The sequence below is a fragment of the Caballeronia sp. LZ008 genome, from assembly GCF_031451435.1.
Classification (GTDB): Bacteria; Pseudomonadota; Gammaproteobacteria; order Burkholderiales; family Burkholderiaceae; genus Caballeronia; species Caballeronia zhejiangensis.
This window is the reverse complement of sequence record NZ_JARUXK010000004.1, coordinates 725648-750073: the sequence shown is the minus strand read 5'-3', so window position 1 is coordinate 750073 and position 24426 is coordinate 725648. Positions and strand designations below refer to the sequence as shown.

Genomic DNA, 24426 nt, shown 5'->3' with positions numbered 1-24426 from the left:
TACCGCATCGCAAGGACTCGACATGTTTTCATCGAAGAAGGATTCCAACGGCATCAAGATGGCCAAGCTCGCGACGCTCGTCGCGCATAACGTGCATATCTCGGGCGATCTCGAGTTCAGCGAAGGCCTGCGCATGGACGGCCAGGTCACGGGCAACGTGGCCGGCCGTCCGGGCGAAGAAACGCTGCTCGTCGTGAGCGATCAGGGCGCGATTCGCGGCAACGTGAGCGCTTATAACGTCATCATCAACGGCTGCGTGACGGGCGATGTCACCGTCGCGCATTTCGTCGAACTTCAGTCGAACGCGCGCGTGCTGGGCAACATCTACTATCAGCAGTTGCGCATGGATATCGGCGCGACGGTCGAAGGCAAGCTCACCAAGTTCGATTCGCAGGCGGCGCACGTCCCGAGTCTGCCGGCGCCGCCCGAATACAACATCGACCTCGTCTCGAACTGACGGCAGACAACGAGCGCCGGAGAATCCGCGCGTGCTGGCAGCCGGGCGCGTGTCCGGCTAAGATTCGATGGATCAAGGCCACGCGCGCCCCTGGCGAAATCACGCGACTTCGAGCGTCCATCGACACGTGGCCGGTTATATCCAGATAACGATAAAGGGCGTCCCATGCTGGTCAATTGCGCGGCTTATCAGAATGGCCGAAAGCTCGCGGACGTCGAGATCGACGACATCAACGCCTATCGCGATCTGCCCGACTCTTTCATTTGGGTTGCATTGAAAGAGCCCGGTCCTGGCGAACTCGCGCACATGACGCAGCAGTTCGGCTTGCACGAGCTGGCGGTCGAAGACGCGCAGCACGGTCATCAGCGGCCAAAGATCGAGGAATACGGCGACTCGCTGTTCGCGGTCTTTCATACGGTCGAATTCGACGAAGAAGGCGAAGTGCTCGTCGGCGAAATGAACGTGTTCGTCGGCACGAACTACGTGCTTTCGGTCCGCAACCGCACGACGCAAGGTTTTCAGGAAGTGCGCAAGCGCTGCGAGCGCGAGCCGCATCTGCTCAAGCACGGCCCCGCGTTCGTGATGTACGCGCTGCTCGATGCGGTCGTCGATCGATACTTTCCCGTGCTCGAGACGCTCGGCGCGGAAGTCGACGAAGTGGAAGAGCGCATCTTCGAGCAAAAAGGCTCGGTGGAATCGCGCGAGATCATCGAGGATCTGTACTCGCTCAAGCGGCGCATGACGATCCTGCAGCATCACACCGCGCCGCTGCTCGAAGCCGTCAGCAAGCTGTATGGCGGGCGCTCGCCCGGCGTGTGCTCCGGCATGCAGGAATATTTCCGCGACGTGTACGATCACCTGCTGCGCATCGTGAAGACCATCGAAGGACGGCGCGAAATGATCGTCACGGCGATCCAGGTGAATCTCGGTCTGATCGCGCTCGCGGAAAGCGAAGTGACCAAGCGCCTCGGCTCGTTCGCCGCGCTCTTCGCCGTGCCGACGATGATCGCCGGCATCTACGGCATGAACTTCAAGTCGATTCCCGAGCTGGACTGGGTCTACGGCTACCCGACGTGTCTCGCGGTCATGCTGGTGGTCGATGTCGTGCTCTACTGGCGCTTCAAGAAGGCCGGCTGGCTGTAGCAAGAATGTTCCTTTTCGGAACCTTCGGGCGAAATTCGTTGTCTAATCAAGCGATTTGCGAGAGAATGTCATCTGGCCTTGCAAAATCGGCCTATCGACCGCACATGACGTAAGCGCACGGCAGAAGCGCTCACTTCCGCAGCACACGTTGCTTTTCCGTTTCAACCGCACATCGGCTCTGCTGTTGCCGATGTCGCCGTCCCGGTCATGCCGGCCACGGCGCGCCGCATCCGCGGTTCGCCCTGTCGTCCGGCCTATGCCGTCAAGCTCACGACGAGCCTGAGATAGAGACGCGGCGCGCCCCGCATGCACGTTTATCGTGCATGGACGCGCCAGGCCACGCTTTGCATCGCCACTTACGATTCGTAGCGACGACGCTTTCGGGCAGCGGCGCAGAACGGTTCGTTGGCGTCGAATGCGCGTTTTTCGCGCGATGCGCGGCAGCACCCACTACAACTCATTACAGGAGCCCCATATGGCGAAAGAAGAACTCATCGAACTCGACGGTATCGTTGACGAAGTGCTTCCCGACAGCCGCTATCGCGTGACGCTGGACAACGGCGTCGTCGTGGGCGCTTACGCCTCGGGCCGCATGCGCAAGAATCACATCCGTATTCTGGCCGGCGACCGCGTGACGCTGGAACTGTCGGTGTACGACCTGACGAAGGGCCGCATCAACTTCCGTCACAAGGACGAGCGTGCCGGTGGCGGCGCCCCGCGCGCACCGATGCGCCGTCGTTGATTTCCCTGCATCATCCGTAACGAGCGTGAGCCTGATCCGCAGCGCGCGCTTTTGAACCAAACACGCGGATCATTCTGAACTTCGACGCGGCCGCTCATCCGTCAAGGCTGCGCAGCGCGTCGATGTCCCTTCTTCCTTCAGCCGCGCGCCGCCAAGAGCGCGTCGATGCCGACCGCGAAGCCGTCCTCGTCGTTGCTCTTCGAGACCAGGCTCGCGCGACGCTGCACGCTGTCGGATGCCTGCCCCATCGCGATCGATACGCCCGCGATCTCGAACATCGCCACATCGTTGCCCATGTCGCCGAGCACGGCCACGCGTTCGAGCGGCACGTTCGCGAGTTGCGCCAGTTCTCGCACCGCGGTGCCCTTGTTCGCTTCCAGGCTCGTGATATCGAGGTAATAGGTCTGCGAGCGCGCGGCGTGTCCGCGGCCTTCCAGTTGCTTTTGCACGCTGCTTTCGACGCGCGCGAGCAGCGCCGTATCGGCGGTCGAGCCGACGATCTTGTCGACCTCGCCGAGATCGACATCGTCGAAACGCGTGACGAGCACGCCTTCGTAGCCGACCGTGCGCGTTTCGAGCGGCACGTAGGTGCCTTCGGGATTCGTCAGATACCAGGCGTCGTCGATGAACACCCACGCGTCGACGTTCGCCGACGCGAGCGCTTCGAGCGATGTCTGCACGACATCGCGCGGCAGCTTGTGCGACGACAGCAAATCCCACGTGCCCGGCCTGACGAGACTGCCGCCGTTGTACGACGCGTAAGGCATGTCGACGTCGAGCGCCTCAACGATATGCCTCATGCCCTTGCCCGGCCGGCTGCTCGCCACGGTAAAGCGCACGCCCGCTTCCTTCAGGCGACGCACGGCGTCAATCGCCGGTTGGCCCAATGCCTTGTCGGTATAGAGCAGCGTGCCGTCGCAATCGGTGACGACGAGTTCCGCTTTGGCGAGCGCGGCGAACGCCGCATCGGCGTCGCCGTTCACGCTGTGAAGTCCGTATTTGCTGTTGGCGTTCATCAGTGCGCCCCTTCACGCTGATTGAAATGCGGCAACTGGCGCGTCTCGCGCACCGAGCGCGGATGCCACAGCCGCGCGCCGCCTTCGATGCCCGCCGCATTCGACACGACCGCGACGTTATCCGGCAGCTTGAACTTGATATGCGCCGCGTTGCCGCCGCCGATCCACAGCTTGTCGTAGTTCGTCAGCGTCGCCAGGATGCCGATGATCTTCTCCACGCGCCGGCTCCAGCGCTTCTTGCCCGCCTTCTCGCGCGCCGCGTTGCCGATGTACTCGTCGTAAGTCTTGTCCTTCGCGACCGGATGATGCGCGAGCTCCAGATGCGGCATCAGTTCGCCGTCGCGAAAGAGCGCGGTGCCCGCGCCCGTACCGAGCGTCAGCACCATTTCGATGCCGCGCCCTTCGATCGCCGCGAGCCCTTGCATCTCGGCGTCGTTGATCATGCGCGCGGGCACGTTGCCGAGGCGCTCGGCGATCAGTTGCGCGAGCGGCACGCCGCGCCAGGCGGGCGTGCCGAGATTCGGCGCGGTCAGCACGACGTTATCGCGCACGACGCCCGGAAAGCCGATGGAAATGTGCGTCGGCGGCTCGGCGACGATCGGCGCGATCAGTTCGATGAGCGTCTCCACGACCACGTCGGGCTTCGCCGGATGCGGCGTCGCCACGCGCACGCGGTCGCTCTTCATCTCGCCGTCCTCCGAGATGATGGCCGCCTTCAACCCGGTCCCGCCGATATCGATCGCGAGAATGCGTTCCGCCTTGATCGCGAGTTTGTCCGCCGTGACGTGGGTCTTCTGCTTGGCTCTTGATTCTGTGCTCACGCTCGTTGTCCTTTTGAGTTTGCGTTGCGATGAGATGAGTTCAGTTCTTCTTGTGCGCGTCGGTCAGCGGTCGCCACGCGCGGCCGTCGTCGGCAAGCAGCTTGTCCGCTTCGGCCGGCCCCGCGCTGCCCGCCGCGTAACCGCGCACGGGCAGCGGACTGTCCGGATGCAGCACGCGATCCACCGCCGCCCAAGCCGTCTCGATGCTGTCCGCGCGCTGAAAGAGCGTCGCGTCGCCGAGCATGCAGTCGTAGAGCAGCGTCTCATAGCCGACGTTCGCGCGCTCCGCGAAGAAGTCGGCATAGTCGAACCTCGAACGCACCTTGCCGATCTGCATTACCGGTCCCGGCACTTTCACGTTGAAATCGAAGCTCGTGCCGTGCGCCGGATCGATGCGCAGCGTGAACACATTCGGCGTCAGCGCATCGACGGGCGTATCGCGAAACAGCAAAAACGGCACCGCCTTCAGTTGCACCGCGATCTCCGTGCGACGCTCGGTGAGCCGCTTGCCCGTGCGCAGATAAAACGGCACGCCGGCCCAGCGCCAGTTCTCCACGTACACGCGCGCCGCCGCGTAGGTTTCGGTCCGGCTATCTTTGGCCACGCCCGGTTCTTCCTTGTAGCCCGGCCCGGCGGGTCCAGCTTCGTACTGGCCGAGCACGACGTCGTCGGCGGTGAGCGGACGGATCGCATCGAAGACTTCGGCTTTTCTGTCGCGCACGGATTCGGCATCGAAGGAATTCGGCGGCTCCATCGCGACCATGCCGAGCAACTGGAACAGATGGTTCGGCAGCATGTCGCGAAACGCGCCCGTCTGCTCGTAGAACTTGCCGCGCCCTTCCACGCCGATCGTCTCCGCCGCCGTGATCTGCACGTTGTCGATGTACTCGCGCCGCCAGATCGGTTCGAACATCGCGTTGGCGAAGCGCACGGCGAGAATGCTCTGCACCGTGTCCTTGCCGAGAAAATGGTCTATGCGGTACACCTGCGACTCGTCCGCATACTTGAGGATGCAGCGGTTCAGTTCCTGCGCCGACGCCAGATCGCTGCCGAACGGCTTCTCGATGACAAGCCGTCTGAAATTGCCGTCCTTCTCTTCGAGCATGCCCGCCGCGCCGAGATGCTCGATGATCGGCTGAAAGAACCGCGCGCCCACCGCGAGATAGAACACGACGTTGTCCGACTTCGCCTGCGCGAGCCGCGCCTTGAGCCGGGCAAAGGTTTCGTCCTCTTCGAATTCACCGGGGAAATATTCGAGCCGCCCGACGACCCAGTTCCACGCGTCCTCGTTCAACTGCGACGTGTGAAACGTCGCGGCCTTGTCGGCGGCGAACGTGCGCAGCGATTGCGTGAGCTCGTCGCGCCATTCGGACGTCTCGCGCTCGCCGTGATTCACGCCGATGATCTCCATGCCGTCGTCGAGCAGCTTGTCGGCGGACAGGTTGTAGAGCGACGGCATCAGCAAGCGCTTGGTGAGATCGCCGCCCGCTCCGAAAATCACGAGCGTGCATGGCGGCGCGGGATGCTTGCCGGCGCACGTCGCGCTGGCCGGGTTGTTTTCCTTCGATTGATTCGCTTCGTTCGATTCTTTCGGCATGGCGTATCGCCCCTTGTCAGTTGCGCTTGAACCTGGAAAGACCTGCATCGATGCGGCACAGTTCATTCGAACGACGCGTTGCAAGCTCGCGCGACGAATAACGTATGCATTTTGTAATTTTTAACCTTTCGTGTCGTAAAATATGCGCGCCTGACGACAGCACTCGCGGACATTGCGACATCGAAGCTTGACGAAGCCTGAACTCCATATGAACGCACACGACACTTCCATCGACCTCGCCGCCTACTTCGAGCGCATCGGGTACGCGGAATCCGTGCGGCCCGCACCGACGCTCGACACACTGCGCGCGCTGCATCTGCTGCATCCTCAGGCCATTCCCTTCGAAAATCTCGACGTGCTGATCGGCCGCCCGATCCGGCTCGATCTCGAATCGATCCAGCGCAAGCTCGTCGCCGGACGGCGCGGCGGCTACTGCTACGAGCACAACCTGCTGTTTCGCAGCGTACTTCAGACGCTCGGTTTTCGCGTGCGCAGCTTCGCAGGACGCGTCCTGTGGGGCCGCGAGCTGTCTGACATGCCTGCGCGCACGCATATGCTGCTGCTCGTCGATCTCGACGAAGGCGCGTTCCTCGCCGACGTCGGCTTCGGCGGCATGACGCTTTCCGCGCCGCTCGCGCTCCAGACGGGCCTCGAACAGATCACGCCGCACGGCGCTTTCCGCCTCGAAGGGGCCGGCGAAGCGCCCGGCTACGTCCTGCAGGCGCTCGTGAACGGCGCGTGGACGAACGTCTATCGCTTCGACCTCGATCCGCAGTATGACGCCGACTACGAGATGGCCAATCATTTCGTGTCGATGTATCCGCAGTCGATCTTCCTGCACAACCTGCTCGCCGCGCGTCTCGCGCCGGGCAAGCGCCTCGCCCTGTTCAACCGGCGTTTCTCGATCCACGACGAACGCGAAGGCAGCGATCATCGCGAACTCGACGGCACGGCCAGTCTGCGCCGCGTGCTCGAAGGCGAACTCGGCATTCGTCTGCCGGATGGCGCCGAACTCGACGCCGCCCTCGCCCGTCTGCCCAACCAAGCTTAATCAGAAGACCACGATGTTCAAGAAGAAGACGCGCGGCGGCAGCGATTTCCAGACGCATCACCGCAGCGCGGTGCTCGCAAACCGGCTGCCGGCTTGGCGCTCGCGGCTCGTCGTCATCGGGGTGACGGCGGCGTTTTTGACGCTAGCCGGACGCGCGCTGTGGGTCCAGGTCATCGACCACAAGTTCTATATCGGCGAAGGCCAGAAGCGCTATCAGCGCACGCTGGCGCTCTCGGCGACGCGCGGACGCATCGTCGATCGCAATGGCGCGATGCTCGCCGTCAGCCTCGCGACCTACGAAGTCTGGGCGACGCCCAAGCTCTTCGACGGCGATCACGGTGGCGAGATCGCGCGCCTGCTCGACATGCCGCCGAAGGATCTGCAGCGCCGCATCGACGGGACTCGCGCGTTCGTCCTGCTCAAACGTCAGGTGGAAGCGGAAACCGCCGAGCGCATCGCGACGATCGGGCGCGCGGGCATCACGCTCGTGCCGGACACCAAGCGCTTCTATCCCGAAGGCGAATCGGCGGCGCACGTCGTCGGCTTCACGAATAACGAGGATCACGGGCAGGAAGGCGTCGAGCTGGCCGCCGACGCGCGTCTGACGGGCGCGGCCGGCCAGCGCGAAGTGATCCGCGACCGGCTCGGGCGCGTGGTCTCGCAGATCGGCGAGCCGGCCATGCCGCAGAACGGCGAAACCATTCAGTTGACGATCGACCGGCGCATCCAGCAACTCGCGCATTCGCAACTCAAGGCGGCGATCGCGAAGCACAAGGCGCGCGCGGGCAGCGTCGTCGTGCTGGATGCGAAGAACGGCGAAGTGCTCGCGCTCGCCAACTATCCGAGCTTCGATCCGAACGATCGCTCGCGCCTCACCGGCGAGCAGTTGCGCAACCGCGCGCTCACGGACACCTTCGAGCCCGGCTCGACGATCAAGCCGCTCGTCGCCGCGCTATCGATCGATCTCGGCCGCGTGCGGCCCGAAACGCGCATCGACACATCGCCGGGCACGTTCAAGCTCGGCCCGAACGTGATTCACGACACGTCGAATCACGGCGTCATCACCGTGTCCGAGGCGGTGCAGATGTCGAGCAACGTCGCGCTCACGAAGCTCGCGCTGCAGATTCCCGCGCAGACGATCTGGGACAAGTACCGCGAATACGGCATCGGCCGCGCGCCCGAGCTGACGTTTCCGGGCGCCGCGACCGGCCGCCTGCGCGCGCCCGAGCGCTGGAAGCCGATCGAACAGGCGACGATGGCGTATGGCTACGGTTTATCGCTGTCGCTCGTGCAGATCGCGCAGATCTACACGGCGTACGCCGGCGACGGACGCTTTTATCCCGCCACGCTGATTCACGGCGAAACGCGCCGCGACGCCGTGCAGGTGACGAAGCCCGCGACCGCGAAGGCCGTGCGCAACATGCTCGAAAACGCGACCGGCGACCACGGCACGGGCCGCGCGGCGGCGGTGGAAGGCTATCGCGTCGGCGGCAAGACGGGCACGGCGCGCAAGCAGGTCGGACGCTCGTATGCGGCGAACAAGTACCGCGCGTCGTTCGTCGGCATCGCGCCGATGAGCGATCCGCGCGTGATCGTCGCCGTGATGATCGACGAGCCCACGGGGGGCACCTATTACGGCGGAACGGTCGCGGGGCCGGTGTTCTCGGGCATCGTCGGCGCGACACTGCCGCTGCTCGGCGTGCCGCCCGACGCATGAAGCGCGGCGCACGCGGGCGCGGGCCTTGCTGCAGCGTGACCTGACTGTCAAGGGCTTGTGCTCTAATGTCGTGTTCGGCACCAGAAGATCAAACGGGAAAGACCATGAAAAAACTCGCCGCGGCGCTCGCGTTGCCTGTGCTTTTCGCCGCCTGCGCCCAGTTTCATAACGAAGATGCAGGACAACCCGAAGTCGAGAAATCGTCGACGGAAAACAAGGTGAACGGCATCGTGCAATGCATCGCCGCCGAAGCGAAAAAGCACGACGCCCAATACAAGCAGACGTCCATCCCGCAAGGCGTGATGCTGGAATTCGGCGATTCCAACGTCATCAAGGTCCGCTACGACAACGGCGAGACCACGTACCGGTACTATCCGGGGCAGCGTCATCCGTCGAACATGTGGATCGAAGGCGCGGGCAAGAAATGCGCGCCGGCGGACGCCACCGCTCACGACGAACCTCAGAAATAAGCAGACAGGACCATGCGCTCGACCAAAGCCATCAGCGCCGTCGAACGGCTCAAGACGCGCAGCGGCAACGCGAATTACGCGGCCATCTCGATGCCGGGCGGCTACTTCTATCTCGCCGAGCGCGCGCCCGAAGGCACGAAGAAAATCTCCGAGCCGATGCCGATGGACGACTTCGTCGCGTTCGTCAACGCCCGCGATCCGGCCAAGCCGCGCAAGGCCAGCAAGCTCGATCTCGCGATGGAAGAACAGATCGGCCGCAGCGGCAAACGCACGGCAAAAACGCCGTCCGCGAACGACGAATGATCGGCCTGCGTCGCCCTTGCGCGACGCAACATCGAAATCCCCGCGTTGCTCTCACACCAATGTGCGATGACAGACGGAGCCATCAGGTCCGCGTTGCGTACATTTTTGTTAACGATCGAAATCGCCGAGACAGGCAACGATCGGTCATCCGAAGAAAAGAGCAAGGGCCACCCGCTTAGCCACAAAAATATGCGCGGGTGAACGGGGTGCCTCAACGGCGCGCGTGTCCGATGTCGGGACAAGCCGTCGTATGGCCGAGAGGAAGACCAAATAATGAAGAAGAAAAACGAGACCAAGGGCAGTCTCTTGCCCTCGGCGTTGGCTGACGTCGAGCTTCAGCACATCGAGCGCGCACTCGCGCAACTTCGCACGATGCACAAGCAGTCTTCCGGCACGCTCAACGTCGAATACTGGCGGGAGCGGCTCGCCGCCGTGGTCAAGGGTTACGCGCTCGTGCCGGCGCAGAAGCAACGCATCGAAGCGTTGCGCGTCGCGCTCGACACAGTCGACAGCGGTCCGCGCGACGGCTCCGGCAGCCGTAAAAGATCGACCAACAGGCTTTGGGCGAAAGCGGCCTAAGAACCGCTTTCGCCGCTCGCGCTGCGGCGCGAATCCCTCGTTCGCGCCCGCGTCTCGCGACGAAGCGGGCGTGCAACGGTCCTTTGAACTTCCGACGATTCACGGCACGCGCGTTTCAACGCGCCGCTTTGCCGCGTCAGGCACCGTTCATGCTCGAAAGCTAGTCTTTCGATCATGCCGGGAATCGCCATGTCCACTTTCTTTCACGACCGCGCGGGCGCATCGCGCCGGCCCTCGCCGATGCTCGCGAACGCGATCGTCGCCAGTCTCATCGCGACGTTCAGCACGGTCGGCGTCGCGCAGATCACGAACGGCGGCGGCTCGGAGCGACAGGAAAGCCGTCAGTCGGATTCGAGCTCGCGCGCGAATCCATCGGGCTCGCCGCTGGTCGAATCGCAGAAACCGCAATCGAAGGATGCCGCGCAGGGCCGCGCCGCGACCGCCGACAAGAAGCACAAGGCCGAGGGCAGCACCGGCTTCAACAACGGCCTTTACGGCACGGGCGCGGGCAACAACAAATGATGCGCGCTTAGTCGCGATGCCGCTGCGGCGCGCTCGTGATCTCTGGCGCGATCGCCGCGTGATTGACGATCGCGACGAGCGACACGCCGCCAATCACATTGCCGATGAACGTCGGCACGAGGAACACGAAGAAGTAGTCGGAGATGTCCGCCGCGCCGATCATCACCGCGTAGGCCGCTTCGACCGATCCGGCGATGACGTGCGTGAGCTTGCTCACAGCGACGGTGTAGGTCACGAGCAGGATCGTGAGGAGCCGCCCCGAGCGCGCGCTCGGCAGCAGCCATACCATCAGCGCGATCAACCAGCCGGAAAACACGCCGCGAACGACGGTCACGCCGAAATCCGCGGAAAGCGGCGTCATCGCGACCTTGGCGAGCGCCTCGCTCACTTCCGGCGAAAAGACGCCGCGAATCTGCAGGATCGCGGCGAAGATCGTCGTCCCGACCAGGTTGAAGAAAAGCACGATCGCCCAAAGGCGCAGCGCCTTGAACAACGTCGACAAATCGCGCCGCGTAAGGACCGGCAGCACCGCCGTCAGCGTGCTTTCGGTGAAGAGCTGCTGACGTCCGAGGATCACGAAGACGAAGCCGATCGTGTAGCCGAAGCTCGATACGAGTCCCGTCCAGCGGGCCTCCGGCAGCGCGCTTTCGAGAATCGACTGGACGAGAAAGGAGAATCCCATCGACAGGCCGGCGGCGAGCGCCGACCACATCAGCGCGGCGAAGGTGCGCTCCATCGCGACTTCGCCTTCCTCGCGCACGATCTCGTGGATGACGAGCGGATGCGGTGCGGAATGCTCGGCGGCTTGCTCCTGCTCGGCGCTGTCGAGATGCGGCGAGTCGGCCCCCGCTTGCGGGTCGTTCATGTTCTTTCTCCCTGAACGCCGCTCGATGCGAAATGTGGATGAGCGGCTGGCGCATCCACGAAGCAGGAAGAATGCCCGTTGATTATCTGGCGACGCCGCCGTCGAGCGATTCGTAACCGCGCCACTTGTAGATGAGCGCGGAGACGATCCAGCACGCCGCGAACAGCGCGACGATGCCGTAGCCGAGCATCCCGAAGTGCTCGGAGAGCGACGCTGCCACGTCCCACAGTCCGCCCTTCAGCCGCAGCCGGTCCGCGATCAGCCCGAGCGCCTCGATGCCGCCGATCAGCACGGCAATCAGCACCGAGACGAGCGTCACGGTGAGGTTGTAGTAGAGCTTGCGGATCGGCTTCATGAAGGCCCAGCCGTAGGCGCCGGTCATCAGCAGGCTGTCGGCGGTGTCGATGAGCGACATGCCCGCCGTGAACAGCATCGGGAACACGAGAATCGACCACACCGGCATGCCGCGCGCCGCTTCGGCCGCCGCCATGCCCATCAGCCCGATTTCGGTCGCCGTGTCGAAGCCGAGGCCGAACAGAAAGCCGAGCGGATACATGTGCCAGCTCTTGCCGATCAGCCTGAAAAGCGGACGGGCGATGCGCGCAAGCGGACCGCCGCCGACCGTGAGCATGTCTATGTCGTCGTCGCGGCAGGTTTCGCCGCGCCGCACGCGACGGAACGCGCGCCATACGCCGCGCAGCACGAACAGGTTCATCGCCGCGATCGCGAACAAAAAGAGCGACGACACCGACGTGCCGATGATTCCGCCGATCTCGCGGTACTCGGCGAACCGGCCGTGCACGGCCATCGCCGTCGCGGCGATGAGCGCGGTGGCGGCGATGACGATCGTCGAATGTCCGAGCGAAAAGAAGAAGCCGGCGAAGTGCGGCCGCTTGCCTTCGTGCATCAGCTTGCGCGTGACGTTGTCGATGGCGGCGATATGGTCGGCATCGACCGCATGGCGCAGCCCGAGCGAATACGCGAGCAACGACGTGCCGAGCAGCAGCGGATAGTGACGGAACGCGACCAACGCCCAGAGCCATGCGAGCACGTTGAACGCGATCAGCCCGCCGATGAGCCGCGCGGATTTGCGCGGCAGGTTGCGATGCGCCTGATGCGGCGCGGAAGCGGGCTCGATCGGTTCGGACATATGCGCGCGCTTGCGAGGATGAAGGGACAAAGCATAACGTGCGCCGATGCATGGTCAAAAATCGGATGCATATTGCGTCGAATGCGAAATCCTTAGCCGGATTCCTTGGTTGGGAGGCGTGCGACGCGCCGCTACCATGGCCCTTCGCCATTTTCGACGTCCGCCATGCCCCGCTATCTCGACGACGCCCAACGCCAGGAACTCCAACGCCAGCGCGAAACCTGGCGCTGGCGCAGCGAATGGCCGACGTGGGCGGTCGCCGTCGCGATCTACGGCGGATGGTTCGGCGTCGCGCTCAACGCGCGCGCGATCGGGCTGGTTCCGGCCGTCGCGCTGCTCGCGGTGCTGTCGTGCTGGTATATGTCCCTGCAGCACGAGCTGATGCACGGTCATCCGACGCGCTGGCCGCTCGTCAACATGCTCATCGGCATCGCCCCGCTCGCGGTATGGTTTCCGTATGAGGTGTATCGCGAGTCGCATCTGCGGCATCACGACGACGCGCATCTGACCGAGCCGGGACGCGATCCCGAGAGCTATTACGTGACGCCCGAACAGTGGGCGAGCGCGGGTCCCGTCCTGCGCGCCGCGCTCGCCGCGCGCAATACCTTCGCGGGCCGGATGCTCATCGGGCCGTGGTTCTCGATCGCGGCATCGTGGCGCGAGGCGGCGCAGGCCGTCGTCGAGCGGCGCTGGAAAATCGGCGCGAGCTGGATCGTGCATCTCGCGTCGCTCGTGCTGCTCGCGAGCTGGCTCGACACGCGATGCGGCATTCCGTGGCGCGCCTTCGTGTTCGGTGTCGGCTATGCGTCGCTCGCGCTGGCGTCGATTCGCTCGTTTCAGGAGCATCGCGCGGCGGAGAGCCCAAGCGAACGCACGGTCGTCAACGAGGCTGCGTGGCCGTGGCGACTGCTCTTTCTCAACAATAACTTTCACGCCGTGCATCACGATCTGCCGGGCGTGCCGTGGTTCGCGCTCGGGCGGATCTATGCGCGGCGGCGCGATGCCTATCGCGCGAGCAACGGCGGTTTCGTCGTGCGCGGATACGGCGAATGGGCGAGCCGTCACGCGTTCGCGCAGGCTGCTGAACCGGTGCATCCGTTCGCCGCGCCGGACGCATCTGCCGATCGACGCCGCGACGCGCGCCGCGAACCCGCGCGTCTCGCGAGCTGACGCCTCCCACGGTACGATTCGCGTCATGCACTGGATCGCCGCCCTGCCGATGTACAACGTCGCGCCCGCGCTCGCCGCGGATTGGCGCACGCTGCTCGAACGTGTCCGCGAGCATCTCGCGGACTGGCTACGCGCACGCGGCGATAGGCTCGAGATCGTCGATCCCGGTGCGGATCTCACCGCGTTCTGGCTGCGCGACGACGTGTTGTTGTCGCAAACCTGCGGCTATCCGCTCGTGCATGCGCTCGCGAATCGCGTGCAAGTCGTAGGCGCGCCCGATTTCAACGCGCCCGGCTGCGAAACCGGCGCTTATCGCAGCGTGATCGTCGTCGGGGCGCGTGTCGGCGCGCAATCGGTCGAAGACTGCCGGAACCTGCGCGCAGCCTACAACGACGACGATTCCAACAGCGGCATGAACCTTTTCCGACACGCCGTCGCTCCTTACGCGCACGACGGGCGCTTTTTCGCGTCGGTGACGAAAACCGGCGCGCATCTCGCGTCGCTCGCCGCAATCGCCGAAGCGCGCGCTGACATCGCCGCGATCGACTGCGTCACGTTCGCGTTCGCGCAGGCGCATCTGCCCGAATTGACGGCGGGCGCGCGCGTGCTCGACGTGACCGCCAGCGCGAGCGCGCTGCCGTTCATCGCGTCGCTGCGCGTGCCGCCGGATTCCATCGACGCAATCCTCGACGCCCTCGCCGGTGCACTCGCGGACGACCCCGCGCTCGCCGCACGGCTGAGGCTCAAAGGCATCGTCAGACGCACACAGACGGACTACGCGGCCATTCTCGACTACGAGCGCGAGGCCATCGAGCGCGGCTATCCTCGCCTCGCCTGACACTTCGCCCCACGGTGCATTCCGGCAGATTCCGCGGACTTTCGGCACAATCGGTCTTTTCAGCGCGTGAAACCAGCGCGATGCCGGATGCATCGCGATCCGTCACGCTTTCGGAAAGCCGCAATGATCCCCTTCTCGCTACTCGACCTTTCCCCGGTTCCGCTCGGCTCGACGCCGGCCGACGCCTTCGCCCATTCGCTCGATCTCGCCCAGCACGCCGAGCGCTGGGGTTATCTGCGCTACTGGCTCGCCGAGCACCACAACATGACGGGCATCGCCAGCGCGGCGACCGCCGTCGTGATCGGCCATATCGCGGCGGGCACGAAGACGATTCGCGTCGGCTCGGGCGGCATCATGCTGCCGAATCACGCGCCGCTCGTGATCGCCGAGCAGTTCGGCACGCTGGCTTCGCTGTTTCCGGGACGCATCGATCTCGGACTCGGACGCGCACCCGGCACCGACCAGACCACGGCGCGAGCGCTGCGCCGCGACCTGCACGGCAGCGCCGAATCGTTTCCCGATGACGTCGTCGAATTGCAGCGCTACTTCGCCGATCCGGTCGAAGGCCAGCGCGTGCGCGCGGTGCCCGGCGCCGGCCTGAACGTGCCGATCTGGCTGCTCGGCTCGTCGCTGTTCTCGGCGCAACTCGCGGCCGCGCTCGGGCTGCCGTTCGCGTTCGCGTCGCATTTCGCGCCGGATTATCTGCTGACCGCGCTCGAGGTCTATCGCAAGCAATTCCGCCCTTCCGCGACGCTGCAAAAGCCCTACGCGATGGTCGGCGTGAACGTGTTCGCCGCCGATACCGCCGATGAAGCACGCTTTCACTTCACGTCGCTGCAGCAGCAGTTCATCAATCTGCGGCGCGGCACGCCCGGACAATTGCCGCCGCCGGTCGAGTCGATCGCGTGGAGCGACGCCGAGCGCGCGGGCGTCGAGCATTCGCTCGCGTGTTCGGTCGTCGGCGCGCCCGCCGATGTCGAAGCCGGGCTGCGCTCGGTCATCGATCAGACGCAGGCCGACGAGCTGATCGTCACCGCGCAGATCTTCGATCACAAGGCGCGTCTGCGCTCGTTCGAGCTCACGAGCCAGGCGCGCGACGCGATCGGCGCGAGCGCCTGAAACATCGGCCTGAGCAGAGAAAATTAGGGGTCGCAAGGCTTCGACGGGTCTCCCGCTTTACGCGCGCGCTTTTGACAGGCAATAATGAGATACCGGAGGACGGCGCGGGCCGCGCCATCCTTCGCGTCCGCTTCACTTGCCAAGTTGAAACTCCGCATGGCGCGCCCGATATTCGTGCATGCCGGTGTTCGGCGCGGCGACACAACAACAACGACGTCGCAAGACGGGAGGAAGAATGTCGATGCCGAGAAGCGCCGCTACTGGCGCCATGACGCTCCTGACGGAATACGACGATGCCAGCGGACAGGAAGTGCGTTCGCTGCGCCTCGAACCGGCAGCGGACGGCAAAGCCGTACTGCTGATCGAAATCGATGAGCGCAAACCCGGCATTCACCGCGAAGTGCGTTATGAAATTACGCCCGCGGAGCTGATTGCCGCCATTCGCGCGCACGGTGCCGAATTACCTGGGGAACAACACAGTCGTTAAAACGTTTTAATAGTTGCCATCGGCAGCATACAATAGAGTTAGCGAGGTTTCGGCCGCCATGCGGAATTGGCGGAGCGGCTTCGCCATCGGTTCGTGGCTCCCCACGTGACGTTCCGCGCGCTTCCCGTTCGCGCGTCCGTCACGGCGATGCTCGGGCGGGCGAACGTTCGCATTGGTGGCAATGCACACATTAAAGGCAAAGTCATCGCGCGAATTAATAGGCGTGCGGTAATACACTAATTGACGCGTGCCATGCACTGCGTCACGCTTCATAAAACACATATATTCAAGTCATCGAACCGCCCCGGTCCGCGCGGGGTTTCGGTTCGTCCTCTGAAAATCAAAAAGCTGAATCAGGAAAGCCGTGGACGAAAGAAAGCGAGACAGCATCATTGCGTATTTGCGCAGCCGAATGGCTGAGTTCGGCATTTCGGAAAGAGCGTTGGCCGAAGCATTGGCCGAAGCGCCGGCGGAGAATCCGCCGCCGCCCTCCTTCACCAAGACCAACGGAACTCATGGCGCACCCAAGGCAAAGCGGCCGATGCCGCAATTGCCCCTGATACCGCATTCGTCGGATGCCGGGGCGCCGATATTCCGAAACGCGAGCGGCGATACGTGGGACGGCATCGGCGATATGCCCGAGTGGCTCAAGCGTGCGGTGCACGCCGGGCAGGACATCGAGTTTTATCGCGTTTGAGCGTCGTCGGCACATTGCCGAGGCAGGCCGCGCCTCGCTCGCGGCGGTTCGCGCGCGTCCTTTGAAACGCAGACCCGGTACATTGCGCCCAGCGCGCTCGCCGGTCGCGTTTTCGCTGCTCATAGGCAGCGTTCATAGGCAATTCACAGGGATTTATCAAGCCCAAAAAATTTTCGCCGATGGTTGCCCATCGAGCCTGAAAACGTTTATTGATACTTCTCTGTAAGTCGGCTCCTATTCGAGCCACGCATCGGCCTGACGTCAAGCACGCCCGATCAAGTCCCGCCGTCTCCATTCGACCAGGGGGCACGCATGAACGCATACGGACGCCGCAACGTTGCACCCGCCGCTCGCCGGCATCGACCGACACAGGAACGCGCGCGAGGCACCGGCTCGGGTTCGCACAGTGGCGCCTGACGTCCCGGTCAACCGAAGTAATCCTAACGATCGAGCGGCGCGCGCCATGCTCTCCCGTCCCGACACACTGCCGAGCGTCGTGCGGCGCATGACGGCCGGACGCATGCTGCTCGGTGGCGCGTCGGTCGAGGCGGTGGCCGAGGCGCTGCATCTTTCCTTGCAAACGGTGCGGCGTTACAAGGCGATCGTCGACGAAGGCGGCCTCGACGCGCTCGGCAAGATGGGCGTCGGCGGGCGCGCCTCGGTGCTGGATCGCGAGGCGCTCGACTGGATCGCCGCCGCGCTGCGTGGGCCCGCGCGCGCGCACGGTTTCGAGAGCGATACGTGGACCAATGCGCGTCTGCGCGAACTGATCGAGCGGCGCTACGGCGTGCGTTACTCGCGCGTCTATATCTGGCAGATCGCGACGAACCTCGGGCTCGGACATTTGCTGTCGAAGTCGCGCCGCTGAGCGCGTTCCGCAAGTTGACTGAAGCAACACGAACATAAGGAGGCACGGCATGTTCCGCTCGTCATCTCAAGCTTCGCATCGTTCGGTCAGGATTCTCGCCGCCTGCGTGGCGCTCGCTCTCGGCGCGATCGGAAGCGCATCCGCCGACGATGCCGCGTCCGCCCCGACGACGCGCGGCGCGGCGGCCATCGCGCAGGTGCAGGCGCGCGTGGTCGGCATCGATCCGACGACGAACAGCGTGTCGCTGCAGGGTCCGGGCGGGCGCGTCGTCGAAGTGGCGGTGAATCCCGAAGTCGGCGATGTGAAGAAACTTCAGCTCGGCGATATCGTGAACATCGAATATCGCAGCGCGGTGCTCGTGAGCGCGACGAAGGTGAAGTCGAACGGCATCCGCGAGCGCATCGACACGGACGCGTTGATTCCCGCGTCGGGGGGCGTGGCGGCGGAGGCGCGCGTCGTCGAGGTGATCGGGACGATCGAGCGCGTCGATGCGAAGAACCGGCGCATCACGCTGCGCGGGCCGAACAAGACGGTGACGCTGCAAGCCGCGCCGGATGTGCCGCTCGCCGGGTTGAAATCCGGGGATATGGTGCACGCGCGGTTCGAATCGGCGACCGCCGTGCAGGTGATGCGCGGCGGCCAGGGGATCAAATGAATGTGTGCGGTTGTCCACAGTTTTTGTGGAGAGCCTTGTGGATAGCCGTGGGAGCATCGCCTCAACGCTTTGATCGCAAAGACTTTTTCCTCGTGCATCGACAACGCGGCAGCCGCTGAAAAACGAAACGCCCCGCAGGGCGTTTCGTCATCCTCTCAGGCTCGAAGCGCGCCCTTCGCGTCAGAAATTGAAGTTGTCGATATTCGCGGCATCGAAGGTCGTCGGCGGGCCGAGAATCACTTCCCCGCTCTTGCCGACCGTGCGCTTGCCCAGCTTGCCCGCCTCGAACGAATCGCCTTCCTTGCCGGTGATCGTCCCCGATGCGAGATTGGCCGCCGCGAACGCCGCGAGATAACCCAGTTGACCCGGATCCCACAACTGGAACGCCTTGACCGTGCCGTTCTTCACGAACGCGCGCATCTGATTCGGCGTGCCGAGGCCCGTCACGACGACCTTGCCCTTCGCCGGCGAACTGGAGATATAACGCGCCGCCGCCGCGATCCCGACCGATGTCGGCGCGACGATACCCTTCAGGTTCGGATAAGCCTGCAACAAGCCCTGCGTCTCGACGAAGGACTTCTGATCGTCGTCGTTGCCGTACGCGATCTTCACGAGCTTCATCTTCGAATATTCGGGCTTCTTCAGTTCCTCCTGCATCCACTTGATCCAGGTGTTCTGATTCGTCGCATTGGGCGTCGCCGAGAGAATCGCGAATTCGCCCTCGCCGCCGATCAGCTTCGACAGCAACTGGATCTGTCCGCGTCCGATCGCTTCCGAATCGGCCTGATTGACGAAGATCTGCCGGCCATCGGGCGCCGTGTCCGAGTCGAAGGTCACGACCTTGATCCCTTGCGACATCGCCTTCTTGAGATACGGCACGACCGCGTTGGCATCGTTCGCCGCGATCACGATCGCGTTCTGCCGCTGCGTGATGAGCGTGTTGATGTAGCTCACCTGCGACGACGCGCCCGCATCCGACGGACCCACGACCTTGCCATCGCCCTTGAGCTCCTTGATCGCGGCCATGCCGCCGTCGTCGGCGATCACTTCGTACGGGTTGTTGATCTGCTTCGGCAGGAAAGCGATCTTCAGGCCGCTCTTGATATCGGCGGCGCTTGCCGAAAGCGCCACGGTCGCCGCGAGAAAGGCCGCCGCCAGCGCCGGCCCGCGCAGAAATCGATGAGGTTTATTCATGTTGGCATGTCTCCTGTCATTGCGCATTGGCTGCGCTGGTTGATTACGACGTTCAAAGCGCCTGCGCCATCAGACGCTTCTCGCGCGCGGCCCGCCAGCGCGCGACGAGATTCGGGATCAGCACCGACGAAAGCAGCAGCGCGCCCGTCACGATGGTGAGCGTTTCGCTCGATACGTCCGCGAGTGTCAGCGCATTGCGCAGCACGCCGATGATGACGAGCGACAGCAGCACGCCGATCATCGAGCCGCGTCCGCCGAAGATGCTCACGCCGCCGAACAGCACCGCCGCGATCACCGAGAGCTCGAAGCCTTCGCCGTTGTCGCCGCGCGCGCTCGTGAAGCGCAGCGTGTAGACGATGCCCGCGAGCGCCGCCATCGCGCCCGACATCATGAAGAGCTTCAGCTTCGTCTTCGCCACATCGATGCCGGAAAATTGCGCGGCCGTCGGATTCGCGCCGATCGCGAAGAGGCTGCGGCCGAAAGGCGTCGCTTGCAGCAAGACCGTGAAGATGATCGCGCCTGCAATGACGAGGACGAGCGGCATCGGCAGGAAGGTGTCGCCGACCGTATCGATGCCGAACGCCGTGTACGACGCGGGAAAATCCGCGATCGCCTGATCGCCGAGCAGCACGTACGCAAGGCCGCGAAAAAGCGCGAGCGTGCCGATCGTCACCGCGAGCGATGGCAGACTGAAGCGCACGATCACGAGGCCGTTGAGCAGGCCAGCAAGCGTGCCGAACGCGAGCACGAGGACGATCACGAGCGGCATCGGCAAGCCCATGTGCCACAGCACACCCATCAGCGCGCTCGATGCGCCGAGCACCGACGCCACCGACAAATCGATCTCCGCCGCGACGATGACGAGCGTCATCGGCAGCGCGATCAATGCGATCTCGGTGAAGTCGGCGAGCATGTTCGAGATGTTCGCCGTCGACAGGAACAACGGCGACAGCACGCGCCCGGCGACGAGCGATACGACGAGCACGATCGCGAGCATCGCTTCCCATTGCAGAGGGCGGCGTTTCGTCGTGGACAGAGCGGAATCGGGTTTAGCCATGATCGCGTTTCCTCATCATGCGGCGCGCGACGGAACGCGCGAGCAAGGTATCGAGCGCGATCGCCGCGACGATCAGCGCGCCTTGAATCGCCTGCTGCCAGAACGGCGACACGCGCAGCACCACCAGTGCGATGTTGATGACACCGAGCACGAGCGCACCGAGCGTCGCGCCGGCGATGGTCCCGACGCCACCCGTGATCGCGACGCTGCCCACGACCGCCGCGGCGACGACTTGCAGTTCGATGCCCTTCGCCGTGCTGGCATCGACGGTGCCGAAACGCGCGAGCCACAGCACGCCCGCGAGCCCCGCGATCGCGCCGGAAAGCAGGAAGCCGATCATCACGCGGCGATCCACGCGTATGCCCGCAAGACGCGCGGCCTCTGGATTCGAGCCGATCGCATAATGCTCGCGCCCGCCGCGATACTGCTTCAGATACACCGACAGCGCGATCAGCACGACGAGCGCGATCAGCACGAGATTCGGCACGCCGATAAGCGAGCCCGTCGCGATGGACGCGAATGCGTCGGGCAGGCTCGTCGCGTTGATCTGGCCGCCGTGGACCCACGCGTAATCCGCGCCGCGCACGATATAGAGCGTCGAGAGCGTCGCGACGAGCGACGGCACGCGCCCGAACGTGACGAGCGCGCCGTTCACCGCGCCGATCACGAAGCCGATGCCGATTCCCGCGAACATCGCCACGATCACCGGCATGTGCGGGAACATGACGAAGAGGCTGCCGACGCCATACGCGCTCACGCCGACGACCGACGCCACCGACAGATCGATATGCCGCATCAGCATCACGATCGTCATGCCCGCCGTCAGCAGGCCGATGATCGACACGTTGAGCAGCACGTCGCGCAGGTTCTGCAGGTTCAGGAAATCGGGCTTCACCGCGCCGGTCGCGCCGATCAGCACGAGCAGCACGATGAAGAGCGTCAGCTCGCGGCTCTTCGCGATCGTGACCGCGAGGCTTTCGCGCTTCGTATCGGCGGCGTGCATCGCGGGGAGTGAAGATGTATGTCGAGTCATCATGCTGCGTGCCCCAAAACGGCAGGCGATGCGCCCAGCGCAGCGCTCATTACGCGTTCTTCGTTCGCCTCGGCGCGCGCGATATCGGCGCTGATGCGGCCTTCGTGCATCACGAGCACGCGATCGGCCATGCCGAGCACTTCGGGCAGCTCGCTGGAAATCATCAGCACGGCCATGCCTTCTCTGACGAGTTCGGCGAGCGTGCGATACACCTCCGCTTTCGCGCCCACGTCGATGCCACGCGTCGGTTCGTCGATGACGAGCACCTTCGGATTCGTCGCGAGCCATTTGCCGAGCACGACCTTCTGCTGATTGCCGCCCGACAGCGTGCCGACGGGCGCATCGAGATCGCTGGCCTTCAGACGCAGGCGCTTGCCCCAGTCGGCGGCGAGCGTCGATTCGCTTCTCGCCGTGATGAGCCCGTGGCGCATCAATCGGCCGAGCACCGTCAGCGATGCGTTGCGCGCGATGCTCAACTCCAGCGCGAGCCCTTGCGCGCGACGATCTTCCGGCACCAGCGCGAGCCCGGCGCGCACCGCCGCCGCCGGATGCCCGAGCGCGAGCTTCTTGCCGGCGATCTTCACCTCGCCGCCATCGACCGGATCGATGCCGAAGATCGCGCGCGCCACTTCGCTTCGTCCCGCGCCGACGAGTCCCGCGAGCGCGACGATCTCGCCCGCGCGCACATCGAAGGACACGTTCTTGAACACGCCTTCGCGCGTGAGATTGCGCACCGAAAGACGCACGTCGCCGGGCGCGACATCGGCTTTCGGATAGAACGTGTCGAGATCGCGGCCGACCATTTTGCTCACGATCGCATCGATGTTCATGTTCTCGGTGAGCGCGTCGTGGACCTTCATGCCGTCGCGCATGATCGTCATGCGCTGCGTCAGCGCGAACACTTCATCGAGACGATGCGTGATGAAGAGAATCGCGGCATCGCGCTCGCGCAACGCACGCACGATCGCGAAGAGCCGCTCGACTTCGGGCAGCGAAAGCGCGGCCGTCGGCTCGTCCATGATGAGCACGTTCGCGTCGAGCGACAGCGCCTTCGCGATTTCCACGACTTGCTGATCCGCGATCGACAATCCGCGCACGAGCCGTTGCGCGCGCAGATTCACGCCGAGCGACGCGAGCAACGCATCGACTTCGCGATGCATCTCGTCGTAGCGAATGCGCCCGAAGCGATCGCGCGGCTGGCGGCCCATGTAAATGTTCTCGGCGATGGAAAGATCGGCGAAAAGCGTCGGCTCCTGATAGATCACGGCGATGCCCGCATCGCGCGCTTGCGCCGGATTCGCGAAGCGGCGCGCCTCGCCTTCGACGAGCAACTCACCCGCATCCGGCTGATAGACGCCCGCGAGCAACTTCACGAGCGTCGATTTGCCCGCGCCGTTTTCGCCGAGCAGCGCGTGCACTTCGCCGGGAAAGAGTTGCAGGCTGCCGTCGCCGAGCGCGCGCACGCGGCCGAACGATTTGCTGGCGTGTCTCAGTTCAAGACGTGGCGTCGTCATGTCGTTTTCCTCAGATGCGGTAGATGCGTTCCGCGTTGCGCACGAAGAGCGCTGCTTTCTCGCTGTCGCTCGCGTCGGCGACGATGCGCGCATACGCGTTCCACAACGCCGTGTACGTGCCGAACAGCCGATCCACCGGAAAGTTCGATGCGAACATCGCGCGCTCGACGCCGAACGCATCGATCGTCTCGTGCACGTAAGGACGCAGGCTTTCGATAGTCCAGCCGTGATCGAACATCGCAAAGCCGCTCAGCTTCACCGCGACGTTCGGGCAAGCGGCCAGCAAGCGCATGCCGTCGCGCCACGCGCGATAACCTTGCGTCGATGCGCGATCCACGAACATGCCCGCATGATTGACGATGAATTGCGTATCCGCATGCTCGCGCGCGAGTTGCGCCGCCTCTTCCATCTGCGATGGATAAAGCTGCAGATCGAACGACATGCCGAAGCGCTTGAGCAAGCCGAAGTGCCTGCGCCATTGCGGCTCGCGCATGTAATGACGCCCGACGTAGTCGTAGAGCTTGCTGTCATGCACGTTGAGAATCTGGCGGATGCCGCGCGTATTGGCGAACGCCGCATGCGCTTCGAGCACTTGCTGCGCGTTATCCGCCGACAGATCCGCGCCCGCGACGATGCCGTTCGGCATGCCTTCGATATCCGCGATCGATTGAAGCCAGCGCGTTTCCTCGACGGGATCGGCGGGATCGTGATTTGCATCGACGTGCACGAGCTTCAGCACTTCGATGTCTTCGGCATCGCGCAGCAGATCGGTGAGCAGATAGTCGTGCTGCAAGTCGCGCGCATCGCCGACGAACGACGTCTGCGGATTCGCAAGCCACGGGTAATGATGCGTCTTCAAGTCCCACAAATGAATGTGCGGATCGACGACCTGCATGATGGCGTTCCTCGCGAAAGAGGCGAACGTTTCAGGGAAGATGAAAGACCGGCACGAGCGGCGTCGTCACGGGCGAATTGTCCGCGTGCGTGTCCATCAACTCGGCCATGAGGTTCCACCACTTGCGCATGATGGGCAGCGTCGGCAACGCATCGGTCGTGTGCGTGTCGGTGCGCTGATAAATGCCGAAGAGATGCCCGTTCGAGTCGTCCAGAAAGATCCGGTAATCGCGGATTCCGGCGGCGCGCAACGCATCGGCCAGTTCCGGCCATATCTCGCGATGACGCTTCTCGTATTCCTCGCGCATGCCCGGCTTGAGGGTCATGCGAAATGCCACTGTCTCCATGGCGGACCGCCTTTTTATGTTTGGTGAATCCCTGTGTTCGGGACTCGTTGTGCTGCGACTATAATTCGCCGACCGATAACACGACAATCCGATTGCAGGATTGGCCGATCGCAAAAACGT

Annotated in this window: 27 protein-coding genes; 16 read left to right on the top strand and 11 right to left on the bottom strand. The window is 64.1% G+C overall.

Features of this window, described 5'->3' with window-relative positions; genetic code table 11:
* The first annotated feature begins 22 nt into the window (after nt 1-22).
* The 3 genes from QCE49_RS28360 to infA all read left to right on the top strand — a co-directional run bounded on the left by QCE49_RS28360 (nt 23) and on the right by infA (nt 2342).
* Entirely contained in the window at nt 23-457 is a 435-nt protein-coding gene (locus tag QCE49_RS28360) for a polymer-forming cytoskeletal protein (protein WP_175979247.1), read from the top strand.
* 165 nt (nt 458-622) lie between these two features.
* Entirely contained in the window at nt 623-1600 is a 978-nt protein-coding gene (corA, locus tag QCE49_RS28355) for a magnesium/cobalt transporter CorA (RefSeq protein WP_008353501.1), read from the top strand.
* Between the two features lie 475 nt (nt 1601-2075).
* Nucleotides 2076-2342 (top strand): translation initiation factor IF-1, encoded by a 267-nt coding sequence (gene infA / locus QCE49_RS28350; RefSeq protein ID WP_006999277.1) that lies wholly within the window; start codon nt 2076-2078, stop codon nt 2340-2342.
* Between the two features lie 137 nt (nt 2343-2479).
* Here infA and QCE49_RS28345 read toward each other — a convergent pair whose 3' ends face one another.
* Genes QCE49_RS28345 through zwf form a run of 3 tightly spaced genes read right to left on the bottom strand, consistent with a single transcriptional unit; the run spans nt 2480 to nt 5776 of the window.
* On the bottom strand, nt 2480-3358 hold the full coding sequence (locus tag QCE49_RS28345; protein WP_250435698.1) for an HAD family hydrolase: 879 nt from the start codon (nt 3356-3358) through the stop codon (nt 2480-2482).
* Nucleotides 3358-4179, bottom strand: a complete 822-nt coding sequence (locus QCE49_RS28340; RefSeq protein WP_372492552.1) for an ROK family protein — start codon at nt 4177-4179, stop codon at nt 3358-3360. The genes QCE49_RS28345 and QCE49_RS28340 overlap by 1 nt, the downstream gene beginning before the upstream one ends.
* A gap of 40 nt (nt 4180-4219) precedes the next feature.
* Nucleotides 4220-5776: a glucose-6-phosphate dehydrogenase gene (gene zwf, locus QCE49_RS28335; protein WP_008353506.1), complete on the bottom strand. Its 1557-nt coding sequence runs from the start codon at nt 5774-5776 to the stop codon at nt 4220-4222.
* A 208-nt stretch (nt 5777-5984) separates the two neighbouring features.
* On the opposite strand from zwf, the gene QCE49_RS28330 reads away from it, so the two are divergent.
* The 6 genes from QCE49_RS28330 (at nt 5985) to QCE49_RS28305 (ending at nt 10418) form a co-directional block, all read left to right on the top strand.
* Nucleotides 5985-6827, top strand: coding sequence for an arylamine N-acetyltransferase (locus tag QCE49_RS28330; protein WP_008353507.1), 843 nt, complete (start codon nt 5985-5987; stop codon nt 6825-6827).
* Nucleotides 6828-6840: 13 nt separating this feature from the next.
* Entirely contained in the window at nt 6841-8544 is a 1704-nt protein-coding gene (locus QCE49_RS28325; RefSeq protein WP_008353508.1) for a penicillin-binding protein 2, read from the top strand.
* A gap of 104 nt (nt 8545-8648) precedes the next feature.
* Nucleotides 8649-9014, top strand: a complete 366-nt coding sequence (locus QCE49_RS28320) for a hypothetical protein (protein ID WP_008353509.1) — start codon at nt 8649-8651, stop codon at nt 9012-9014.
* Between the two features lie 12 nt (nt 9015-9026).
* On the top strand, nt 9027-9317 hold the full coding sequence (locus tag QCE49_RS28315; RefSeq protein ID WP_034471787.1) for a hypothetical protein: 291 nt from the start codon (nt 9027-9029) through the stop codon (nt 9315-9317).
* 273 nt (nt 9318-9590) lie between these two features.
* The gene (locus tag QCE49_RS28310; protein ID WP_008353512.1) at nt 9591-9896 is read left to right on the top strand and encodes a hypothetical protein; all 306 of its coding nucleotides are present in this window, start codon (nt 9591-9593) and stop codon (nt 9894-9896) included.
* Nucleotides 9897-10085: 189 nt separating this feature from the next.
* On the top strand, nt 10086-10418 hold the full coding sequence (locus QCE49_RS28305) for a hypothetical protein (RefSeq protein ID WP_008353516.1): 333 nt from the start codon (nt 10086-10088) through the stop codon (nt 10416-10418).
* A 7-nt stretch (nt 10419-10425) separates the two neighbouring features.
* Here QCE49_RS28305 and QCE49_RS28300 read toward each other — a convergent pair whose 3' ends face one another.
* Together QCE49_RS28300 and QCE49_RS28295 are read right to left on the bottom strand one after the other, a co-directional pair.
* Nucleotides 10426-11283, bottom strand: coding sequence for a formate/nitrite transporter family protein (locus tag QCE49_RS28300; RefSeq protein ID WP_008353518.1), 858 nt, complete (start codon nt 11281-11283; stop codon nt 10426-10428).
* An 82-nt stretch (nt 11284-11365) separates the two neighbouring features.
* Nucleotides 11366-12433: a HoxN/HupN/NixA family nickel/cobalt transporter gene (locus tag QCE49_RS28295; RefSeq protein ID WP_250456710.1), complete on the bottom strand. Its 1068-nt coding sequence runs from the start codon at nt 12431-12433 to the stop codon at nt 11366-11368.
* Nucleotides 12434-12598: 165 nt separating this feature from the next.
* On the opposite strand from QCE49_RS28295, the gene QCE49_RS28290 reads away from it, so the two are divergent.
* From QCE49_RS28290 to QCE49_RS28260, 7 genes are all read left to right on the top strand, one after another.
* Nucleotides 12599-13603: a fatty acid desaturase gene (locus QCE49_RS28290; RefSeq protein ID WP_250456709.1), complete on the top strand. Its 1005-nt coding sequence runs from the start codon at nt 12599-12601 to the stop codon at nt 13601-13603.
* Nucleotides 13604-13628: 25 nt separating this feature from the next.
* Nucleotides 13629-14441, top strand: a complete 813-nt coding sequence (locus QCE49_RS28285) for a phosphate/phosphite/phosphonate ABC transporter substrate-binding protein (protein ID WP_250456708.1) — start codon at nt 13629-13631, stop codon at nt 14439-14441.
* 123 nt (nt 14442-14564) lie between these two features.
* A complete protein-coding gene (locus QCE49_RS28280) occupies nt 14565-15560 on the top strand; it encodes an LLM class flavin-dependent oxidoreductase (protein WP_008353522.1) in 996 nt (331 codons plus the stop codon).
* A gap of 241 nt (nt 15561-15801) precedes the next feature.
* The gene (locus QCE49_RS28275; RefSeq protein WP_008353523.1) at nt 15802-16047 is read left to right on the top strand and encodes a hypothetical protein; all 246 of its coding nucleotides are present in this window, start codon (nt 15802-15804) and stop codon (nt 16045-16047) included.
* A 364-nt stretch (nt 16048-16411) separates the two neighbouring features.
* Nucleotides 16412-16744: an H-NS family nucleoid-associated regulatory protein gene (locus QCE49_RS28270; protein ID WP_008353524.1), complete on the top strand. Its 333-nt coding sequence runs from the start codon at nt 16412-16414 to the stop codon at nt 16742-16744.
* Nucleotides 16745-17207: 463 nt separating this feature from the next.
* A complete protein-coding gene (locus tag QCE49_RS28265) occupies nt 17208-17612 on the top strand; it encodes a helix-turn-helix domain-containing protein (RefSeq protein ID WP_008353526.1) in 405 nt (134 codons plus the stop codon).
* 49 nt (nt 17613-17661) lie between these two features.
* Nucleotides 17662-18267 (top strand): copper-binding protein, encoded by a 606-nt coding sequence (locus tag QCE49_RS28260; RefSeq protein ID WP_008353527.1) that lies wholly within the window; start codon nt 17662-17664, stop codon nt 18265-18267.
* 180 nt (nt 18268-18447) lie between these two features.
* On the opposite strand, the gene rhaS is transcribed toward QCE49_RS28260, so the two are convergent.
* Genes rhaS through rhaM form a run of 6 tightly spaced genes read right to left on the bottom strand, consistent with a single transcriptional unit; the run spans nt 18448 to nt 24306 of the window.
* Nucleotides 18448-19461: a rhamnose ABC transporter substrate-binding protein gene (gene rhaS / locus QCE49_RS28255; protein WP_008353534.1), complete on the bottom strand. Its 1014-nt coding sequence runs from the start codon at nt 19459-19461 to the stop codon at nt 18448-18450.
* Nucleotides 19462-19513: 52 nt separating this feature from the next.
* Entirely contained in the window at nt 19514-20518 is a 1005-nt protein-coding gene (locus QCE49_RS28250; protein ID WP_250456707.1) for an ABC transporter permease, read from the bottom strand.
* Entirely contained in the window at nt 20511-21551 is a 1041-nt protein-coding gene (locus QCE49_RS28245; protein WP_175979565.1) for an ABC transporter permease, read from the bottom strand. The genes QCE49_RS28250 and QCE49_RS28245 overlap by 8 nt, the downstream gene beginning before the upstream one ends.
* The gene (locus QCE49_RS28240; protein WP_250440551.1) at nt 21551-23065 is read right to left on the bottom strand and encodes a sugar ABC transporter ATP-binding protein; all 1515 of its coding nucleotides are present in this window, start codon (nt 23063-23065) and stop codon (nt 21551-21553) included. The genes QCE49_RS28245 and QCE49_RS28240 overlap by 1 nt, the downstream gene beginning before the upstream one ends.
* 10 nt (nt 23066-23075) lie before the next feature.
* Entirely contained in the window at nt 23076-23960 is an 885-nt protein-coding gene (locus tag QCE49_RS28235) for an amidohydrolase (protein ID WP_008353541.1), read from the bottom strand.
* Nucleotides 23961-23991: 31 nt separating this feature from the next.
* Nucleotides 23992-24306: an L-rhamnose mutarotase gene (gene rhaM, locus QCE49_RS28230; protein WP_250456706.1), complete on the bottom strand. Its 315-nt coding sequence runs from the start codon at nt 24304-24306 to the stop codon at nt 23992-23994.
* Nucleotides 24307-24426: the final 120 nt, after the last annotated feature.

What these genes read in the sequence shown, in the direction of transcription:
- QCE49_RS28360 (WP_175979247.1), top strand. Translation starts at nt 23, where the DNA reads ATGTTTTCATCGAAGAAGGATTCCAACGGCATCAAGATGGCCAAGCTC.
- corA (WP_008353501.1), top strand. Translation starts at nt 623, where the DNA reads ATGCTGGTCAATTGCGCGGCTTATCAGAATGGCCGAAAGCTCGCGGAC.
- infA (WP_006999277.1), top strand. Translation starts at nt 2,076, where the DNA reads ATGGCGAAAGAAGAACTCATCGAACTCGACGGTATCGTTGACGAAGTG.
- QCE49_RS28345 (WP_250435698.1), bottom strand. Translation starts at nt 3,358, where the DNA reads ATGAACGCCAACAGCAAATACGGACTTCACAGCGTGAACGGCGACGCC.
- zwf (WP_008353506.1), bottom strand. Translation starts at nt 5,776, where the DNA reads ATGCCGAAAGAATCGAACGAAGCGAATCAATCGAAGGAAAACAACCCG.
- QCE49_RS28330 (WP_008353507.1), top strand. Translation starts at nt 5,985, where the DNA reads ATGAACGCACACGACACTTCCATCGACCTCGCCGCCTACTTCGAGCGC.
- QCE49_RS28325 (WP_008353508.1), top strand. Translation starts at nt 6,841, where the DNA reads ATGTTCAAGAAGAAGACGCGCGGCGGCAGCGATTTCCAGACGCATCAC.
- QCE49_RS28320 (WP_008353509.1), top strand. Translation starts at nt 8,649, where the DNA reads ATGAAAAAACTCGCCGCGGCGCTCGCGTTGCCTGTGCTTTTCGCCGCC.
- QCE49_RS28315 (WP_034471787.1), top strand. Translation starts at nt 9,027, where the DNA reads ATGCGCTCGACCAAAGCCATCAGCGCCGTCGAACGGCTCAAGACGCGC.
- QCE49_RS28310 (WP_008353512.1), top strand. Translation starts at nt 9,591, where the DNA reads ATGAAGAAGAAAAACGAGACCAAGGGCAGTCTCTTGCCCTCGGCGTTG.
- QCE49_RS28305 (WP_008353516.1), top strand. Translation starts at nt 10,086, where the DNA reads ATGTCCACTTTCTTTCACGACCGCGCGGGCGCATCGCGCCGGCCCTCG.
- QCE49_RS28300 (WP_008353518.1), bottom strand. Translation starts at nt 11,283, where the DNA reads ATGAACGACCCGCAAGCGGGGGCCGACTCGCCGCATCTCGACAGCGCC.
- QCE49_RS28295 (WP_250456710.1), bottom strand. Translation starts at nt 12,433, where the DNA reads ATGTCCGAACCGATCGAGCCCGCTTCCGCGCCGCATCAGGCGCATCGC.
- QCE49_RS28290 (WP_250456709.1), top strand. Translation starts at nt 12,599, where the DNA reads ATGCCCCGCTATCTCGACGACGCCCAACGCCAGGAACTCCAACGCCAG.
- QCE49_RS28285 (WP_250456708.1), top strand. Translation starts at nt 13,629, where the DNA reads ATGCACTGGATCGCCGCCCTGCCGATGTACAACGTCGCGCCCGCGCTC.
- QCE49_RS28280 (WP_008353522.1), top strand. Translation starts at nt 14,565, where the DNA reads ATGATCCCCTTCTCGCTACTCGACCTTTCCCCGGTTCCGCTCGGCTCG.
- QCE49_RS28275 (WP_008353523.1), top strand. Translation starts at nt 15,802, where the DNA reads ATGCCGAGAAGCGCCGCTACTGGCGCCATGACGCTCCTGACGGAATAC.
- QCE49_RS28265 (WP_008353526.1), top strand. Translation starts at nt 17,208, where the DNA reads ATGCTCTCCCGTCCCGACACACTGCCGAGCGTCGTGCGGCGCATGACG.
- QCE49_RS28260 (WP_008353527.1), top strand. Translation starts at nt 17,662, where the DNA reads ATGTTCCGCTCGTCATCTCAAGCTTCGCATCGTTCGGTCAGGATTCTC.
- rhaS (WP_008353534.1), bottom strand. Translation starts at nt 19,461, where the DNA reads ATGAATAAACCTCATCGATTTCTGCGCGGGCCGGCGCTGGCGGCGGCC.
- QCE49_RS28250 (WP_250456707.1), bottom strand. Translation starts at nt 20,518, where the DNA reads ATGGCTAAACCCGATTCCGCTCTGTCCACGACGAAACGCCGCCCTCTG.
- QCE49_RS28245 (WP_175979565.1), bottom strand. Translation starts at nt 21,551, where the DNA reads ATGACTCGACATACATCTTCACTCCCCGCGATGCACGCCGCCGATACG.
- QCE49_RS28240 (WP_250440551.1), bottom strand. Translation starts at nt 23,065, where the DNA reads ATGACGACGCCACGTCTTGAACTGAGACACGCCAGCAAATCGTTCGGC.
- QCE49_RS28235 (WP_008353541.1), bottom strand. Translation starts at nt 23,960, where the DNA reads ATGCAGGTCGTCGATCCGCACATTCATTTGTGGGACTTGAAGACGCAT.
- rhaM (WP_250456706.1), bottom strand. Translation starts at nt 24,306, where the DNA reads ATGGAGACAGTGGCATTTCGCATGACCCTCAAGCCGGGCATGCGCGAG.